14 protein-coding genes are annotated in these 17,711 nt (G+C 64.8%); 3 read left to right on the top strand and 11 right to left on the bottom strand.

Going from position 1 to position 17,711, the window contains the following annotated elements; translation table 11 throughout:
• Positions 1-7 precede the first annotated feature (7 nt).
• Positions 8-1,042 carry an esterase gene (locus tag ACQR1W_RS06075; protein ID WP_434849948.1) on the top strand — a complete coding sequence of 345 codons (1,035 nt, stop codon included), beginning with the start codon at positions 8-10 and terminating at the stop codon, positions 1,040-1,042.
• A 49-nt stretch (positions 1,043-1,091) separates the two neighbouring features.
• Positions 1,092-1,574, top strand: a complete 483-nt coding sequence (locus ACQR1W_RS06070) for a CinA family protein (RefSeq protein WP_434850440.1) — start codon at positions 1,092-1,094, stop codon at positions 1,572-1,574.
• Between the two features lie 186 nt (positions 1,575-1,760).
• On the opposite strand, the gene ACQR1W_RS06065 is transcribed toward ACQR1W_RS06070, so the two are convergent.
• The 10 genes from ACQR1W_RS06065 to ACQR1W_RS06020 form a co-directional block, all read right to left on the bottom strand.
• Entirely contained in the window at positions 1,761-3,083 is a 1,323-nt protein-coding gene (locus tag ACQR1W_RS06065) for an HlyD family type I secretion periplasmic adaptor subunit (RefSeq protein WP_434850439.1), read from the bottom strand.
• A gap of 26 nt (positions 3,084-3,109) precedes the next feature.
• The gene (locus ACQR1W_RS06060) at positions 3,110-4,855 is read right to left on the bottom strand and encodes a type I secretion system permease/ATPase (protein ID WP_434849947.1); all 1,746 of its coding nucleotides are present in this window, start codon (positions 4,853-4,855) and stop codon (positions 3,110-3,112) included.
• 203 nt (positions 4,856-5,058) lie between these two features.
• Positions 5,059-5,328: a GlsB/YeaQ/YmgE family stress response membrane protein gene (locus ACQR1W_RS06055; RefSeq protein WP_008973524.1), complete on the bottom strand. Its 270-nt coding sequence runs from the start codon at positions 5,326-5,328 to the stop codon at positions 5,059-5,061.
• 123 nt (positions 5,329-5,451) lie between these two features.
• Positions 5,452-6,435, bottom strand: a complete 984-nt coding sequence (locus ACQR1W_RS06050) for an ABC transporter ATP-binding protein (protein ID WP_434849946.1) — start codon at positions 6,433-6,435, stop codon at positions 5,452-5,454.
• A gap of 343 nt (positions 6,436-6,778) precedes the next feature.
• On the bottom strand, positions 6,779-8,191 hold the full coding sequence (locus tag ACQR1W_RS06045) for an amidase (protein WP_434849945.1): 1,413 nt from the start codon (positions 8,189-8,191) through the stop codon (positions 6,779-6,781).
• Entirely contained in the window at positions 8,188-8,385 is a 198-nt protein-coding gene (locus tag ACQR1W_RS06040) for a hypothetical protein (RefSeq protein WP_008970024.1), read from the bottom strand. Before ACQR1W_RS06040 ends, ACQR1W_RS06045 begins: the two co-directional genes overlap by 4 nt.
• A gap of 11 nt (positions 8,386-8,396) precedes the next feature.
• Positions 8,397-9,455, bottom strand: coding sequence for an ABC transporter ATP-binding protein (locus tag ACQR1W_RS06035; protein ID WP_434849944.1), 1,059 nt, complete (start codon positions 9,453-9,455; stop codon positions 8,397-8,399).
• Between the two features lie 235 nt (positions 9,456-9,690).
• Complete coding sequence (locus tag ACQR1W_RS06030; RefSeq protein ID WP_008968158.1) at positions 9,691-10,593, bottom strand: ABC transporter permease; 903 nt, start codon at positions 10,591-10,593, stop codon at positions 9,691-9,693.
• A gap of 2 nt (positions 10,594-10,595) precedes the next feature.
• Entirely contained in the window at positions 10,596-11,549 is a 954-nt protein-coding gene (locus ACQR1W_RS06025; protein WP_434849943.1) for an ABC transporter permease, read from the bottom strand.
• Between the two features lie 194 nt (positions 11,550-11,743).
• A complete protein-coding gene (locus ACQR1W_RS06020; protein ID WP_434850438.1) occupies positions 11,744-13,363 on the bottom strand; it encodes an ABC transporter substrate-binding protein in 1,620 nt (539 codons plus the stop codon).
• 268 nt (positions 13,364-13,631) lie between these two features.
• On the opposite strand from ACQR1W_RS06020, the gene ACQR1W_RS06015 reads away from it, so the two are divergent.
• Complete coding sequence (locus tag ACQR1W_RS06015) at positions 13,632-15,227, top strand: ABC transporter substrate-binding protein (protein WP_434849942.1); 1,596 nt, start codon at positions 13,632-13,634, stop codon at positions 15,225-15,227.
• 235 nt (positions 15,228-15,462) lie between these two features.
• On the opposite strand, the gene ACQR1W_RS06010 is transcribed toward ACQR1W_RS06015, so the two are convergent.
• Positions 15,463-17,691 (bottom strand): CHASE2 domain-containing protein, encoded by a 2,229-nt coding sequence (locus ACQR1W_RS06010; protein ID WP_434849941.1) that lies wholly within the window; start codon positions 17,689-17,691, stop codon positions 15,463-15,465.
• Positions 17,692-17,711: the final 20 nt, after the last annotated feature.

The raw sequence follows: 17,711 nt of genomic DNA, 5'->3' as shown, positions 1-17,711 counted from the left end.
TTTCCACATGTCACGTCTTGCAATCCTGCTGACGGCCTTGGCGCTGATCAGTGCTGAAGCCGCGCAAGCGGAGGAACCGATCCATCTGCGCGATATGGGTTCGTTTCACGTCGGCGGCCGCCTGGTGGAGATTTCCGGCAAGCCGGTGAAGGAGGTCACGTTCACGGCCGGCGGCGTGCCGGCCAAGATCGACCCCAACGGTACCTACCAAGTCGAGCAGATGTACGTGCAGTATTTTCTGCCCGAGACCGAAAAGGGCGCCTATCCGCTGTTGCTTTGGCATGGCGGCGGGCTGACCGGCGTCACCTATGAGACGACGCCCGATGGCCGGCAGGGCTGGCTCAACTACTTCCTGCGCAAGGGCTGGAGCGTCTACAACTCCGATGCCGTCGAGCGTGGACGCGCCGGATGGGCCCAATATCCCGACATCTTCAAGGGCGAGCCGGTTTTCCTCACTGTCGCCAACCCGTTCGAGCGCTTCCGCATCGGCGATGGCCCCGGCTCCTATGATCCCGACCCGGCGAAGCGCAGGCTGATGCCGGGAAGCCAGTTTCCGAACGAAGGCTACGACAATTTCGTCAAGCAGAACGTGCCGCGCTGGACCACGACGGATGACGCAACGATTGCCGCCTATATCGCCGAGGTCGACCGCGTTTGCCCCTGCATCCTGCTGTTTCACAGCCAGGCCGGCACCTTCGGCTTCAAGGTGGCACAGGCCCGGCCCGACAAGGTCAAGGCGCTGATCGCCATTGAGCCGGCCGGGGTCGGCGATCCCACGAAAGTGGATCTCCTGAAGTCGATCCCGACGCTGTTCGTCTATGGCGACTATATCGATCGCGACTCGCGCTGGCCGAAAATCCACGCCACCGGAGTGGCTTTCGCCGAGGCGATCAAGGCCGCCGGCGGCAGTGCCGACGTGGTCGATTTGCCCAAGATCGGCATCTCCGGCAATTCGCACATGATCATGATGGACAAGAACAACCTCCAAGTCGCAGGCCTGATCCAGACCTGGCTGGCCAGCAAGGGGCTGGCAAAGCCGTGAGCCCAACACGGTGGACCAAGCCGCGGCGAGCAGGATCAAGGGAATCATCATGCAGGAATTGATCGCGCTCGCGGAACACGTGGCTGGCCGTCTCGTCCAGCGCAAGCAGACCATTGCGGTCGCGGAATCCTCGACCGGCGGGCTGATCTCGGCCGCGTTGCTCGCGGTGCCCGGCGCCTCGGCCTATTTCCTGGGCTCCGCCGTGGTCTATACGCGCGATGCGCGGCGCATCCTGATGGACATCTCGGACGAGGCAATGCGGGGCATTCGCTCGGCGTCGAAGATCTATGCCCGGCTGCTGGCCGAACGCATTCGCGAGCGCTTCGGAGCCGACTGGGGCCTGTCGGAGACCGGCGCGGCCGGGCCGACCGGCAACCGCTATGGCGATGCTGCCGGCCACAGCTGCTTCGCGGTCGCGGGCGGCGAGACCACGGCCATGACGCTGGAGACCGCGAGTCCCGATCGGCTGGCCAACATGCAGGTGTTCGCGAAGACGGCGCTGGAGCTGTTGTTGCGAAGGCTCGATCAATAAATTCACTGTCGTCCCGGCCAAGCGAGCGAATGCGAGCGCAGAGCCGGGACCCATAACCACAGTCCGTCAATTTGCGAAGGCTGGAGCTCCAGCTCGCTTCAACCATGCTCATCGGTGGTTATGGGTCCCCCCGTTCGCGGGGACGACACCGAATTTGCGGTTCCGGCTCCCGAGCCGTCAGGCTGACTACTTCTCCCGGAACGCGCGCATCAGCTGATCGCTGAGCGGCTTCATCAGGTAGGAGAGCACGGTGCGGTCGCCGGTCTGCACGAAGGCCTCGACCGGCATCCCCGGGATCAGCTTGACGTCGCCGAGGCGAGCGATCTCCTCCGGCGGCATCGAGACGCGGATGGTGTAGTAGCTCTGGCCGGTGCGCTGGTCGGTGGTGACGTCGGGCGAGACCCGGCTGACCACACCGTTCAATTCCGGCGTGGTGCGCTGGTTGAAAGCGGACAGCCGCAGCAGCGTCTTCTGCCCAACCTGGAGCTTGTCGATGTCCTGCGGATTGACCTTGGCCTCGACCTGCAGATCGTCGCTCTGCGGCACGATCAGCATGATGGCGTCGCCGGCGGTGACGACGCCGCCGACGGTGTGCACGGTCGACTGCAGCACCATGCCATCCTGCGGCGCGCGGATGTCGACGCGGCGCAGCTGGTCCTCCGCCGTCACCTTGCGCTCCACGAACTCGCCGATCTTGTCGTTGGTCTCGCGCAGATCCTTGGAGACCTCGCTGACCATGTCCTTGTCGATCTGGATGATCTGCAGTTCGGTCTCGGTGATCTTGCCCTTGGCCTGGGCGCGCGAGGCGATGTATTGCGCGCGCTCGCCGTTCAGCCGTGCGGCATCGCGCTCCAACGCGGTCAGGCGCGAGATCTGCACCAGATGCTGGTCATAGAGCTGGCGGACGCCTTCGAGCTCCTTCATCACCAGCTCGATTTCCTTGTCTTTCGACTTGACCTGCGCGGAGAGCCCTTCGACCTCCTCGTTGAGCTGGGTGATGCGCTCGCGCAACTGCGCCTTCTGGCCGGTGCGGCCGGTGACGCGCACCTCGAACAGCTTGCTCTCGCTCGCCATCAGGCTGCTCACGTCAGGATCTTCGGCGCGGGCGACGAGCTGCGGCGGAAAGGTGATCCGGCTGATACCGCGCTGCTCGGCCTCCAGCCTGGCCGATCGTGCCCAAAGCGCATCCAGGTTCTTGGTGACGATGGCGAGGCTCGCCTTGGTTACGGTGTCATCCAGCCGCACCAGGACGTCGCCGGCTTTGACCACATCACCATCGCGGGCGCGCAACTCACCGACCACGCCGCCGGTCGGGTGCTGCACCTTCTTCACGTTGGATTCGACCACGATCTGGCCGGGCGCGATCAGCGCGCCGGAGATCTGCTGCGTCGCCGCCCAGCCGCCGAGCCCCCCGGCCAGGACGGCAACCACGGTGAGGCCAACGATCAAATGCCGCCGGATCGATTGGCGGACGCTGTACGACCGGCCGCCGATCGCCGGCCCCGTCATGACCCCGCTGTTCAGAGCTTGGCTGCTCACGACTTCGCCACTCCGGCCTCGGACACGATCTTGATCGGCGCCTGCCCCGTCCGTTGCTGCAGCACCTGCGCCAGCACCGTCTCCTTCGGTCCGAAGGCCTGCATGCGGCCGTCCTTCATGACCAGGATCTGATCGACCGCCTCGATGCCGATCGGACGGTGCGCGACCACAACGACGATCGCGCCGCGCGTCCGCGCCGCGCGCACCGCGCGCGTCAAGGCCTCGTCGCCTTCGGTATCGAGATTGGAATTGGGCTCGTCGAGCACGATCAGGAACGGATTGCCATAGAGCGCGCGCGCCAGCGCCACGCGCTGAGCCTGGCCGGCCGACAGCGCGGTGCCTTGCTCGCCGACCTGGGTGTCGTAGCCGTCGCGCATCTTGATGATCATGTCATGCACGCCCGCTTCCTTGGCGGCAGCGATGATGCTGTCGGCCGGGGCCTGCGGATCGAAGCGGCAGATGTTCTGCGCGACCGTGCCGGCGAACAGCTCGACATCCTGCGGCAGATAACCGATATGGCGGCCGAGCTCGTTGGAGCTCCACTGCTCCAACGCTGCGCCGTCGAGCCTGACATGGCCGCGCAGCGGCCGCCAGACCCCGACCAGCGCGCGCACCAACGAGGATTTGCCGGACGCGCTCGGCCCGATCACGCCGAGCCCCTGACCGGCCGACAGCGCAAAGGTGACGTCCACCACGATGACCTTCTGATCTCCGGGCGGCGCGATCGAGATCCCCTCGACCGACAGCCGGCTCGTCGGCGGCTGCAGCAAGGTCGGCGCCGGCCGTTCCGGCACCGTCTCCATGAGCTGGTTGAGGCGCCGCCAGCTCTGGCGTGCGGTGACAAAGCTCTTCCAATGCGCAATCGCAAGATCCACTGGCGCAAGCGCCCGCGCGCTCAGGATGGAGCTGGCGATGATGATGCCGGCGGTCGCCTCCTGATGGATCACGAGATAGGCGCCGACCGCGAGCACGGACGATTGCAGCATCATCCGGAGCACCTTGGCGATCGCGCCAAGGCCGCCGGCGACATCGCTGGCGCGCTGATTGCCAGCGAGGTATTTTTCATTGGTCTCGCGCCAGCGCTCCATCAGCCGGCCGGCCATGCCCATCGCGACCAGCACCTCGGCGTTACGGCGGCTCGCCGTCGCGAGGTCGTTGCGCCGTGCCGCAAGCCCCATCGCCTGCTTCGCCGGCTCGCGTGTCAGGTATTCGGTGACCAGCGTCAGCGTCACCAGGATGACGGCGCCGGCCAGCGCCGTGACACCGATCAGCACGTGGAAGGCGAAGCAGATCGCCAGGTAGAGCGGCAGCCAGGGCAGATCGAAGAAAGCGCTCGGTCCCTGGCTTCCGAGAAAGGTCCTGACATTGTCGAGATCGCGAAGCGGCTGCAGCCCCTCATTGCGCCCGCCGACCATGAGCGGCAGCCGTACGATAGTATCGAACACCCGCGCATTCAGGCTCTCGTCCAGCGCCGTTCCGATCCGGCCGAGAATGCGGCTGCGGATCAGGTCGAGCACGCCCTGCGCCAGATAGAGTCCGGCCGCCAGCAGCACCAGTCCGATCAGGGTCGGCACACTGCGGCTCGGCAGCACGCGGTCATAGACCTCGAGCATGAAGATCGAGCCGGTGAGATAGAGCAGATTGATGATGCAGCTCATGACGCCGACGCCGAGGAACGCGCTGCGGCAGTCGCGCAATGCATCACTCAGCTCGGAACGCCTCACGCCGGGTGCGGCCACCATCCAGTCCATCTCTTCGAGTAAGCAGCGGGGCCGCCGGCAATGAGGAACTCAGCGGTACGCGCTGTCAGTTATACAGATTCGCGCTGCAGCCGTGCAACGGGACCGCATTAACCTAAACCAACGCTTCCTCGTCTGTCGCGCGGACGGATGAAACGTTCAGTCCGACGCCACGAAGATGAACGGCAACAGCCCTTCGCAGCGAACTAAAGCCGACCGCCGGTGCGGACCAGCCGCACCACCAAAAGCAGGATGATGGCGCCGAGCGCCGAATAGACGATCTCCGAAACCAGTCCGGAGCCGAGCCGGATACCAAGGCGCGGGAATAGGAGGCTCGCGATCAGTGCGCCGCAGATGCCGACCACGATATCGCCGACGATGCCGAAGCCGGTCCCGCGCACGATCTTGCCGGCCAGCCAGCCTGCTACCAGGCCGACAAACAGAATGACCAGAATACCTTCGTTCGAAATGTACATGCCGCTTCCCCGTCTGCCGGCATACATGTTCCTGCGCGGCCGCCCACCATAGCGAGGCGACTGTGATAGAACGACCCTGCCAGCGCGATCTGGAGCCTGGTTCGTCGCCTTTCCCGCAGACCGTTACGTGGCCGCAACAGTTTGGTCACGCGCAGCGAGGACACAGCGCGCCAGATGACCCGAGGCGACGGAAAGATTCGGCGGCAGGGCTTCGGTACAGCGGGCTTCAGCCAGGCTGCAGCGCGGCGCGAAGGAGCAACTGCGCGGCGCCTGATCCAGCGAGGGCGGCGTGCCCGGGATGGTCTGCAGCCGTTCGCCGCGCCTGGCGCCGTGGATCGTCGAGGCCAGCAGTCCGCGCGCATAGGGATGGGCCGGCTTGCGGACGATGTCGCGCAATGATCCCTGCTCGACGATCTGGCCGGCATACATCACCGCGACACGGTCGCAGATCTCGATCGCCACCCCGATGTCATGGGTGACGAAGATGACGGACATGCCGAACTCGCGCTGCAGCTCGCGCAACAACAGCAGGATCTGGATCTGCACGGTGGCATCGAGCGCGGTGGTGGGCTCGTCGGCCAGCAGCACCTTCGGGCGACAGGCCAGCGCCAGCGCGATCATCGCGCGCTGGCGCATGCCGCCGGACATCTCGTGCGGATAGGAATCCAGCCGCCGCTTGGCCGAGGGGATGCGGACCACGTCGAGCATTTCGAGCGCGCGCGCACGCCCCTCGCCGTAGCTCTTGCCCTCGTGCCGCATCACGGTCTCGGCAATCTGTTTGCCGATGGTATAGACCGGATCGAGCGCGAGCCCTGGCTCCTGGAAGATCATCGACACGATGCGGCCGCGGAACTGCGACAGCTCCTCATCCCCGAGCGCGAGCACGTCGCGTCCCATGACGTTGATGCTGCCCGTGATCTGCGTGCGTTTCTTCGGCAGGAGCCGCATCAGCGCACGCAAAGTCACGCTCTTGCCGGAGCCGGATTCGCCGAGCAGGCCGAGCACCTCGCCGTCACCGAGCGTGAGGCTGACATCGTTCACGGCGTGCAAGGTACGCTCGCCGGTGAAGCGGATGGTGAGGTCCTTGATCTCGACGAGGGCAGTCATGATGGGGGTATCGCCAATGAGGAAGGAAAGGCACCTGACGTGAGTCCTCCGCTGTCGCGGCAGCCGCGGTTCTCACCTCTCCCCGCCTGCGGGGACGCGACGAGCTTTGCTCGCGCTGAGAGCCCGGATTGCATCGAAGATGCAATCCGGGTGAGGGGGTACAGGTCTAACCGCTGACACTTCCCGTGCGTCTGCCCCTCACCCCAACCCTCTCCCCGTAAGAACGGGGAGAGGGAGCCTACCGGACGCGCAGGGAGCGGGCCGGCTCCAACTGATGCTCGCGGACATGGCTCGCGATCCCCAGGGAGCACGAGCATCGTGGACAAAGCTGGGGCCGCATCACTCATGGCAGCGTCGGCACCCTGGCGTGGAAGTCGGTCGCGCGCTGGAACGCGCCGCCGACGGTGAGCAGCGTCGCCTCGTCGAACGAACGCCCGATCAGCTGCATGCCGACCGGCAGCCCTGAGGACGTAAAGCCGGCGGGGATCGCCAGCGACGGCAGGCCGAGATAGTTGATCGGGCGGGTGAAGCGGGTCAGCCGCTGGATCACGGCCTCCGCTCCCGGCGCACCGCCGACGTCGCTCTCGGCAATCGAGGGCGCGACGATCGGCGCCACCGGTGCGATCACGGCATCGACGCTTGCAGTCGCCGCGATATGCGCGGCCAGCGCGGCGCCACGCCAGCGCAGCGCTTCCAGATAGGTCACGCCGGGAATTGCAAGCGCGTTCTGCAGCCGCATCAGCACCTGCGGGCCATAATCCCGCGGGCGCTCGATCATCCAGCGCTTGTGGAAGGCGGCCGCCTCGACCGCCAGCACCAGTTGGCAGGCGGAGGAGAGCTGGCGCTGGTCGGGCAGTTCGACCTGCACGATGTCGGCGCCTTCGGTCTTGAGCAGGGCAATCGTCTGATCGAGCGCTCGCGCCACGTCGGCATCGAGATCGTCGACATAGAACGATTTGGGCACGCCGACCTTGAGACCTTTGATCGAGGCCGACGTGGCCGCGACATAGTCCTGGACCGGGGCCGCGCTCGCGGTCGGATCCTCCGAATCAGGTCCGGCCATCAGACCGAGCAGCAGCGCGCAATCCTCGGCGGTCTGCGCCAACGGCCCGACGGTGTCGAGCGATTGCGACAGCGGCATCGCGCCGGCACGACTGACCCGGCCCCAGGTCACCTTCAGCCCGGTGACGCCGCAGAAATGCGCGGGCATGCGGATCGAGCCGCCAGTGTCGGAGCCGAGCGCCGCGAAAGTGAGGCGCGCCGCGACCGCCGAACCCGATCCGGAGGACGAACCGCCGGTGACATGACCGAGCTTCCAGGGATTCTGCACCGGGCCATAATGCGCGTTGTGGCCGGTCGGGCCGTAGGCGAACTCCGCCATCTGTAACGTGCCGAGCCTGACGGCACCAGCGTCCTTCAACCGCTGGAGCGCGGTCGAGGTCGTGGTGGCGACGAAGTCGCGCCGGATCAGCGAGCCGCAGGTCGAGACATGGCCGGCATCGTAATACATGTCCTTGTGCGCGAGCGGCACGCCGTGCAGCGGGCCCTTGATGGTGCCCTTGGCCAACTCCGCATCGGCCCCGGTCGCGGCCTTCAGCGCCGGTTCGGATTCGATCGCCATGAAGGAGTTGAGATGCGGCTGCCATTGCGCAATGCGGTGCAGGCAGGAGCGCGTCACCTCATGCGACGACAGGTGCTTGTCGGCGATCGCCTTCGCGACTGCGGTCAGCGTCATCAAGGCAGGTTCGGTGCTCATCGCGCCACCTTGATCGACTGCGCCACCACGAAGCTGGCCGGCTCCAGATCCATCGGCAGGGTGCCGGCGATCGGCGCAAAGCCTTCGAAGGCCGGTCCGATTGAATTGGCGATCCGGGTCGCGACATCCTTGTCGACGGGAAGCCCCGCGGCTTCCGCGATTGCGCTCACATGTTGAGGGGTGGGTTTGGTCATGCGATCTCTCGTTAGGTTCCGACGGCACTCAGGCTGCGGCTGTGGCCTGATCCGGGGATCGCCATATAGCACGCGGCCTGATGCCCCATTCTATCGAGCTCGGCCAATTTCGGTGCGGCATTTGCGCAAAGCGGCTCCGCGAACGGGCAGCGGGTGTGAAACCGGCAGCCGGTCGGCGGATCGATCGGGTTCGGCGGATCGCCCGAGATCGGCGGCACCTCGGTGCGCCTGTCGGGATCGGACGACGGCATCGCAGCAAGCAGCGCCCGGGTGTAGGGATGCGCCGGCCTCGCCCAGACCTCTTCGACCGGGCCGAGCTCGACGACTTCGCCGAGATACATCACCAGCACACGGTCGGAGATGTAATGCACGACGTTGAGATCGTGGCTGATGAAGAGATAGGTCAGCCCGAATTCGCGCTTCAGATCCATCAGCAGGTTGAGCACCTGCGCTTCGACGGATTTGTCGAGCGCCGAGACGGCTTCGTCGAGGATGACCAAGCGCGGCGAGAAGGCGAGAGCGCGCGCAATATTGACGCGCTGGCGCTGGCCGCCGGAAATCTCATGCGGATAGCGGTTGGCAAAGGTCTCCGGACGCAAGCCCACCTTGCCGAGCAGCTCGCGTGCCAGCGCACGCGCTGAATTGTCCGCCAAGCCATGCACCTTCGGCCCGAACGCGATCGATTCCTCGATTGTCAGGCGCGGATTGAGCGAGGCGTAGGAATCCTGGAACACCATCTGCATGCCGCGCCGGAGTTCGCGCAACGAGATCTCGTGCCCGACCTGCATGCCGTCATAGATGATCTCGCCGGCGTCGCGATCCATCAGTTGCATCAGGAGCCGCGCGGTGGTCGACTTGCCGCAGCCGGACTCGCCGACGATGCCGACGGTCTCGCCCTTGGCGATCGCGAACGAGACGTCGTCGACCGCGCGCACAGTCTTGCGCGCGCCGAACAGGCCGCCGCGCACCGGGAAATGTTTGGTCAGCCCGTTGACCTGCAACAGCGGCTGCGCCCTGCCGCCGCGATCCGCGATCGGCTCCAATCGATCCGCCACAAACACACCACTCATGATGACGCACTCAGCGCAGCGACAGGCCCTCCTTCTCCCCTTGTGGGAGAAGGTGGCGCGGACGCAGTCCGCGACGGATGAGGGGTTTCTCTCCGCGGAGACGGACCCCTCACCCGGATTGCATCTAGCGATGCAATCCGACCTCTCCCACGGCCGACGACGGCTTCGCCGTCGCGACGAGGGGAGAGGTGGACCGCCTGTGCCGATCGAATGTTGTTCGAGCCCACCATGTTGCTCAGCTCCGGATGTCCATCGCGCTGCGCAGGCCGTCGCTCAAGAGATTGAAGCAAATCGAGACCGCGAAGATCATCACGCCGGGCAAGGCCGCAACCCACGGATTGACGTAGATCGCGGTGCGCAGCGTATTCAGCATCAGCCCCCATTCCGGCTCCGGCGGCTTGGTGCCGAGTCCGAGGAAAGAGAGACCGGCGGCGAGGATCATCGAGACCGAGATCAGGCCGGTGGCGTAGACGAAGATCGGCCCCAGCACATTGCCCAGCATGTGGGCGCGCATGATGGTGAAGGCACCCGCGCCTGAGGCGCGCGCCGCCTCGACGAAATCGCGGTTGCGCACGCCTGTGGTGACGCTTTCGGCGACGCGCGTGATCTGCGGCACGAACACGATGGTCAGCGAGACGATCGAGTTGAGGATACCGGCGCCGAGCGCACCGGAGATCGCGATTGCGAGCAGCACCGAGGGAAAGGCGTAGAACACGTCGATGGTGCGCATGATCGCGGTGTTGACCCAGCCGCCGACATAGCCGGCGACGAGGCCGAGCATAGTGCCGATGCCAAAGGCGAAGATGACGGGCGAGATGCCGATCACCAACGACAGCCGGCCGCCATAGATCAGTCGCGCCAGCATGTCGCGGCCCAGCTCGTCCGTGCCGAGCAGATAGCCCGGCGTGCCGATGTGACGGAGACGCCGGATCATCGACCCCTGATAGGGGTCGGCAAGCCCGAGCCATGGCGCAAGCAGCGCCGAGACGAAGATCGCAAGCAGGATCGCGACGCAGACCATGCTGACCTTGTCTCGGGCGATGCGGCGGCCGACGGTCGCCCAATAGCCGCGCGCCTTGGCGGCGGGGGCGGCCTGCAACGCGGCATCCTGCACAGCGCCGGAAGAGCTGATGCCCATCGCTACCCCCGCTTGATCCGCGGGTCGATCGCGGCCTGCGCGATGTCGACCAGGAGGTTGAGGATCACGAAGAACATCGCCAGCACCAGGATCGTGCCCTGCAGCAGCGGCAGGTCGCGCTGGAAGATCGCCGAATTGAGCAAGAGGCCCGATCCCGGCCAGGAGAACACCGTCTCGATCAGGATCGAGCCGCCGAGCATGTAGCCGAGTTGCAGGCCCATGACTGCGAGCGCAGTCGGTGCGGCGTTCTTCAGCACATGACGGAACACTTGGCGCTCACGCAGCCCCTTGGCGCGCAACGCCTCGACGAAATCCTGGCTGAGGATATCGCCGGTGAGCGCGCGCACCGTGCGCGTGATGATGCCCATCGGGATGACGGAGGTCGTGATTGCGGGCAGCACCAAGAAGCGCAGATGCGCCCAGTCCCACGACCACGCCCCCGAACCCGACGGCCCGGCGCCGACCGCAGGCAGCCAGTTCAGCTCCACCGAGAAGATGATGACCAGGACCATGCCGAGCCAGTAATGCGGCAGCGACACGCCCGCGATCGCGATTCCGGTCGCAACCTTGTCGACCCAGGTATCGCGGAAATAGCCGGCGATCAGGCCGAAGAACAGGCCGAGGGCGAAGCCGACGATTGCAGCTGCAATCGCAAGCGTCACGGTGTTGCTGACCGCGCGCATCACCTCCGCGAGCACCGGGCGACCGGTGGCGATGGAATTGCCGAGATCGCCATTGACCGCGCGCCACAGCCAGAGCCCGAACTGCACCGGCAGCGGACGGTCAAAGCCGTAGGCCGCGCGCAATTGCTGCGCGAGCTCCTGCGACGCATCGGCCGGCAGCACGGCGACCAGCGGATCGCCGGGCGTGATGTGGACGAGCATGAAACAGACCAGCGCGACCCCGAGAATGATCGGGATCGCATAGACAGTCCGCCTGGCAACGTAAGACAGCACGTGTCACCTGATTCTTACCTTCTCCCCTTGTGGGAGAAGGTGGCGCGGACATCGTCCGCGCCGGATGAGGGGTATCGCTCCGCGGACTGTGGCCTGAGCGAGAGATCCGCGTTCGCGGAGACAACCCCTCACCCGGCTTCGCTGCGCGAAGCCACCCTCTCCCACAAGGGGAGAGGGTTCGCAGCGCGTGACACCTACGGTTCGACCGAGATCGGCGAGAAGTCGATGAACCAGCTCTTGGGCTGGATCACGCCCTTCACCTTCGGACTCATCGCACGCGGGCCGACGTCGTGCGCCACGTAGAGGAAGGCGGCGTCATCGACCGAGGCCGCGTGCAGCTCGGCCAGCGCCTTGTCGCGCTCGGCCGGATCAAAGGTCTGCCGCGCCTTCTTCACCAGCTCATCGAACTTGGGATTGTTGATGTAGCCCCAATTGTTCGAGACCGGCGGAGCCATCGACGACTGCAGGAAGCGCACCAGCGCAAAGAACGGATCCATCGCCGCGTAGGTCACGTTGGTGGCATTGGCGCCGTTGGCCGACGGATCCTTGGCGCCGCGCCGCCAATTGGTGAACAACGTGTTCCACTCGATGACGTCGAGCTTGACGTCGAAATAACACTCGGCCAGCGCCTGCTGCAGATACTCGTTCATCGGCAGCGGCTGCATCTGGCCGGAGCCCGATGCCGAGGTCTGCACCTTCACCTCGAGATGCTTGTTCGGGCCGTAGCCGGCCTCCTGCATCAGCTTCTGCGCCGCGGCCTTGTCGTATTTGATCTCGAAGGTCACATTGCCGCGCCAGGGATGGCCGGGCTCGAAGGTGCCCGTCGCCGGCACCATCAGGCCGGCGAGCAGGCCATCTTTCAGGCCTTCGCGATCGACGCAGAGATTAGCGGCCTTGCGGACGCGAATGTCGTTCCAGGGCGAACCTTCGACGCGCGAGAACTGCCAGGGCCAGACATGCGGCTGCTCATTGGCGTAGAGCTTGAAGCCGCGCTGCTTGATCTCAGGCAGCGCATCCGGTGCCGGCGCCTCGACCCAATCGACCTGTCCTGACAGCAGCGCCGCGGTGCGCGCGTTCGCCTCCGGCATCGGCAGCAGCACCATCTTGTCGGTCTTCGGCACCCGCGCCTTGTCCCAATAGTTCGGGTTCTTGACCAGCTCGAGCCGTTCACGTGGTGTGAACTTCGACATCATCCAGGGACCGGTGCCCGAGGCGTCTTTCGAAAACGCGTCCCAGGCGGCTTGCGCCTTCGCCTTGGCATCGGCGCCAGCAGCAGCGTCATAGAACTTCTGCCACTTGGCGGGGCTTGCCATGAACAGGTTGGTGAGATTGATCGGCAGGAAGCTGTCCGGCTCCTTGGTGGTCAGCTCCACGGTCATGTCATCGATCTTGCGCGCCGACATCAGGGTCGGCATGCGCGAGGCGGTGACGCCGACCTGGCTCGGATCAAACTGCGGCGCGTCCTGCTTCAGCACCTTCTCGACGTTCCAGACCACCGCATCGGCATTGAACGGCGAACCGTCGTGGAAGGTGACGCCGGGGCGCAGCTTGAAGATCCACTTGGTCTTGTCGTCGTCGTTGACCTTCCACTCGGTGGCAAGGCCCGGAATCACCACGCTCGGCTTCTCCGCCGACGACAGGTCCCACATCGTCAGACCGTCATACATGGTGACGCCGGTGAAGCGGTTGCCTTCGAATCCCTGGTCCGGCTGGCCGAGCGTGCGCGGAATGTCGGCCGCGGTCATGCCGATGCGCAGCACGGATTCCGCACCCGCACGCGCCGGCACCATGACGACAGAGACCGTCGCCAACATCGCGGCCGCAAAGGCCGCTTGCCCATTCCGGGAATTCGCACAACGCAACAGCACGATCGCAGTCTCCAACTTGGCTGGCTAATTGTTGAGCAGCGGTATGCAACCGTTATGCCAAGGAAGACATTTTCAGGGCAACTGCGGCGATTGATCACAACTGTTTGTATTCAAACGATCTTCATCCTGGCTTGGCATCGCGCTTGCAGCTTCGGGGGCGTCAAATTCGAGCGAATTTTACGCACTGCCTTCATCCCGGATCGGAGTTTCCCGCATGCGTCACCGTCTCTCGCTGCTTGCCGCCGCAGTGGCGCTCAGCCTGTCCGCGCTGTCAGCGCACGCCGAAACCGTGGTGCGCTACGGCATGTCGATGGCCGATATTCCCCTGACCACAGGCCAGCCCGACCGGGGCGCCGGCGCCTATCAGTTCACCGGCTATACGATCTACGACCCGCTGGTGGCCTGGGACATGAGCACGGCCGACAAGCCCGGCAAGCTGATCCCGGGACTTGCGACCGAGTGGAAGGTCAATGATACTGACAAGACCAAATGGCGCTTCACCTTGCGCAAGGGCGTCAAGTTCCACGACGGCAGCGACTTCAATGCCGACGCGGTAATCTGGAATCTGGACAAGGTGCTCAATGATAAGGCACCGCAGTTCGATAAGCGGCAGAGCGCCCAGGTGAAGACCCGCCTGCCTTCGGTCGCCAGCTACGCCAAGATCGACGATAATACGATCGAGATCACAACCAAGACCGTCGACTCCTTCTTCCCCTACCAGATGCTCTGGTTCCTGATTTCGAGCCCGGCCCAATATGAGAAGCTCGGCAAGGACTGGGACAAGTTCGCCAGCCAGCCGTCCGGTACCGGGCCGTTCAAGCTGACCAAGCTGGTGCCGCGCGAGCTCGCCGAGCTCAGCAGGAACACCGAGTACTGGAACAAGGATCGGATTCCGAAGGTCGATAAGCTGGTGCTGGTGCCGATGCCAGAGGCGCTGACCCGCACCAACGCGTTGCTCGCAGGCCAGGTCGATTTAGTCGAGACGCCGGCGCCGGATGCCGTGCCGCAGCTTAAGGCCGCCGGCATGAGGATCGTCGACAACATCACGCCGCACGTTTGGAACTATCATCTGAGCGTGCTGCCGGGCTCGCCCTGGACCGACATCCGCTTGCGCAAGGCGCTCAATCTCGCGATCGATCGCGACGCGGTGGTCGGGCTGATGAACGGGCTCGCCAAGCCTGCCAAGGGCCAAGTCGATCCGTCGAGCCCGTGGTTCGGCAAGCCGACGTTCGACCTGAAATATGATCTGGCGGCCGCGAAGAAGCTAGTCGAGGAAGCCGGCTATTCGAAGGACAAGCCGCTGAAGACCACCTTCATCATCGCGCAGGGCGGCACCGGCCAGATGCTGTCGCTGCCGATGAACGAATTCCTGCAGCAGAGCTTCAAGGAGATCGGCATCGACATCGACTTCAAGGTCGTCGAGCTGGAAACGCTCTACACGCATTGGCGCAAGGGCGCAGCCGACGAAATGAACGCCGGCATCACCGCCAACAACATCGCCTATGTCACCTCCGATCCGCTCTATGCGATCGTGCGCTTCTTCGCTTCCGACCAGATCGCACCTGTCGGCGTCAACTGGGGTGGCTACAAGAACCCCAAGGTGGACGCGCTGATCAACGAGGCCAAGCAGACCTTCGATCCCGCCAAGCAGGACGAGCTGATCGCGCAAGCCCATGCGCTGGTCGTCGACGATGCCGTGCTGGTGTGGGTCGTGCACGACACCAACCCGCATGCGCTGTCGCCGAAGATCAAAAAGTTCGTGCAGGCGCAGCACTGGTTCCAGGACCTGACCACGATCGGCGTGGAGTGAGGCGACACTGTATCAAGGCTTCCCAAGGGCGCACGTTGCGCTACTGTCAAGCTGTCATCACCCGCGCAGGCGGGTGATCCAGTATCCGACGAAGCCGATTGGAGCGAGGCTCTGCCAACAGTATAAAACAGCGATTACTGGATACCCCGCCTTTGCGGGGTATGACGACGACTGATGCAAGTGGGCCGCCTTTGCATCGGTAGATGCTGCAATCTCGTCGGGCCAACGAGACAGGTTACTTCGTCAGCAGCGCATAAGCGCCGTTCCAATCCTCCGGCGGCGGATTGGTCTGGTAGTTGCGGATGCGTGCTTCGTAGAGGTCGTAAAGCCTGGCGAGCTCCTGCCCCTGATCCGTCTTGCGCCCGCGCGCGATCGCGGCGAGCGCCTCCTCCCAGTCGCGGCCGCGATACGCCGCCAGCATCTCGATGGTGAGATTGCGCAGCCGCTGGAAGCGCTCTGAATACATCACGTCCTCGCGGCCGGCGATGGCATAGATCACCTCCGGCTCCTTCTTGCCCTTGACCATGATGAAGTCGAGCTCGAGGATCGCGAGCTGGTCCTTGACCGCGAGCGCAGTCGCTGAGCCGACGATGATCGGAAAGCCGTATTCCTTCGATTGCCCCTCCAGGCGCGACGCCAGATTGACGCTGTCGCCGAGCACCGAATAGTCGAAGCGCAGGTCCGAGCCGAGATTGCCGACCACGCAGATGCCGGTGTTCAGGCCGACGCCGACCTTGAGCGGGATGTAGACGTGGCCGCCATGCTCCGCCTCGCTTTCGCGTTCCTTGTTCAGCGCATCGACCCGCTCCAGCATGTCGAGCGCGGCCTCGCAGGCGTTCAGCTGATGCGCGGGATCGTCGAGCGGAGCGTTCCAGAACGCCATGATGGCGTCGCCCATATATTTGTCGATGGTACCCTTGCGCGCGATGATCGCGTTGGTGAGCGGCGTCAGAAAGCGGTTCATCAGCCGCGTCAATCCTTGCGGATCCTGCTTGTAGCTCTCCGAGATCGTGGTGAAGCCGCGCACGTCGGAGAACATGATGGTCATTTCGCGCTCCTCGCCGCCGAGCACCAGCTTCTCCGGCGAATGCGCAAGCTGCTCCACCAGGGTCGGCGAGAGATACTGTCTGAACGCGGAGCGGATCTGGCGGCGCTGGCTCTGCTCGCGCACGAAGCTTGCGAAGATCAGGGTCAGATAGATCGCCGTGGTCGACAGCATTGGATAGGTGAAATCGACCAGCAGCCGATACTGCATGTAGCAATACCAGGAAATGCCGATCAGCACGGTTGCGAACACGCCGCCGACCACGACCAGCGTGACAGCGCCGAGCTGCGGCGCGGAGGCGATCACCAGCAATCCCAACAGCAGAGCCGCGAGCAGTTCTGTCGCCAGCCCCCAATTCGGTTGCGACAGCACGGCGCCGGTCAGCGCCGTCTCGAGCACCTGGGCATGCACCTCGACGCCCGGCATCGCGGGGGAGACCGGCGTCGTCTTGATATCGTTGAGGCCGACGGCCGACGTTCCGACCAGCACCAGCTTGCCGGACACCCTGTCGAGCGGCACCTTGCCGTCGAGCACGTCGGAAGCGGAGATGTAGATCGAGGGATCCTGCGCGGCGAAATGAACCCACAACTGACTGTTGGCGTCGGTCGGGATTTCCAGCCCCCGCAGGCGGACACTCTTGATGCCGGCCTGGTCCGCCTTCATCAGGATGGTGGGCGTTCCGGACACCACACGCAGCATTTCGAGGCTGAGCGAGGGCATCATGACGCCCTGGGCGCGCAACACCATCGGCACGCGCCGAACGATGCCGTCACGCTCGGTCCGGATCGTAAACAGACCGCGCCCGGCAGCCGTGGCTTCCAGGACCGGGACATTGCGAAGCAGGCCGGGAAACTCGAACAGGAACGGCTCCGCCTCGCCGCCGAGCGTCGCAAATCCGGTCACAGGCAGCGTCTTGTCCAGCTCCGTGGTGACGGTCGCCAATCCCGTCTCGCCCAGCACCACGCGCGCGCGGCGGATCGCATCCGCCAGGATCTGATCATTGCTCGGCAGCTCGCTCAATTTGCTGCGCGTCACCTCGTCCAGATAGCGCATCGTCTTGGCAACGAGCGCCGGATTGAGCCGGTCCGGCTCCGCAAACACGGCATCGAAGGCAATCACGGCCGCGCCGAGATTGGTCAGATTGATGATCATGTCGGCGATCTGGGTCCGCGACCACGGCCATTGACCGAGCTTCGCCAGGCTCTTCTCGTCGATGTCGACGATCACGACCGGCCGGATCGTCTTCACCCGCGGCTGAAGCAGCTGGAAATGGTCGAACGTCCGCAGGCGCAGCTCCTGCATCGGACCTGGATCCGCCAGACGCAAGGCGGCAAAGCCGATCAGCAGCAGCAGGCAGAGCAGCCGCGCATAGCCGAACCTGCGCGCGAACCAGCGGGGCACTGCTTTCAATCGCCTCATGGGACTCCGCCGTCACGCCG

Origin of the sequence: Bradyrhizobium sp. HKCCYLS1011 (assembly GCF_051167795.1) — a bacterium.
Lineage (GTDB): Bacteria > Pseudomonadota > Alphaproteobacteria > Rhizobiales > Xanthobacteraceae > Bradyrhizobium.
The sequence above is the reverse complement of the archived record's forward strand: the minus strand, read 5'-3'. Positions and strand labels throughout refer to the sequence as shown.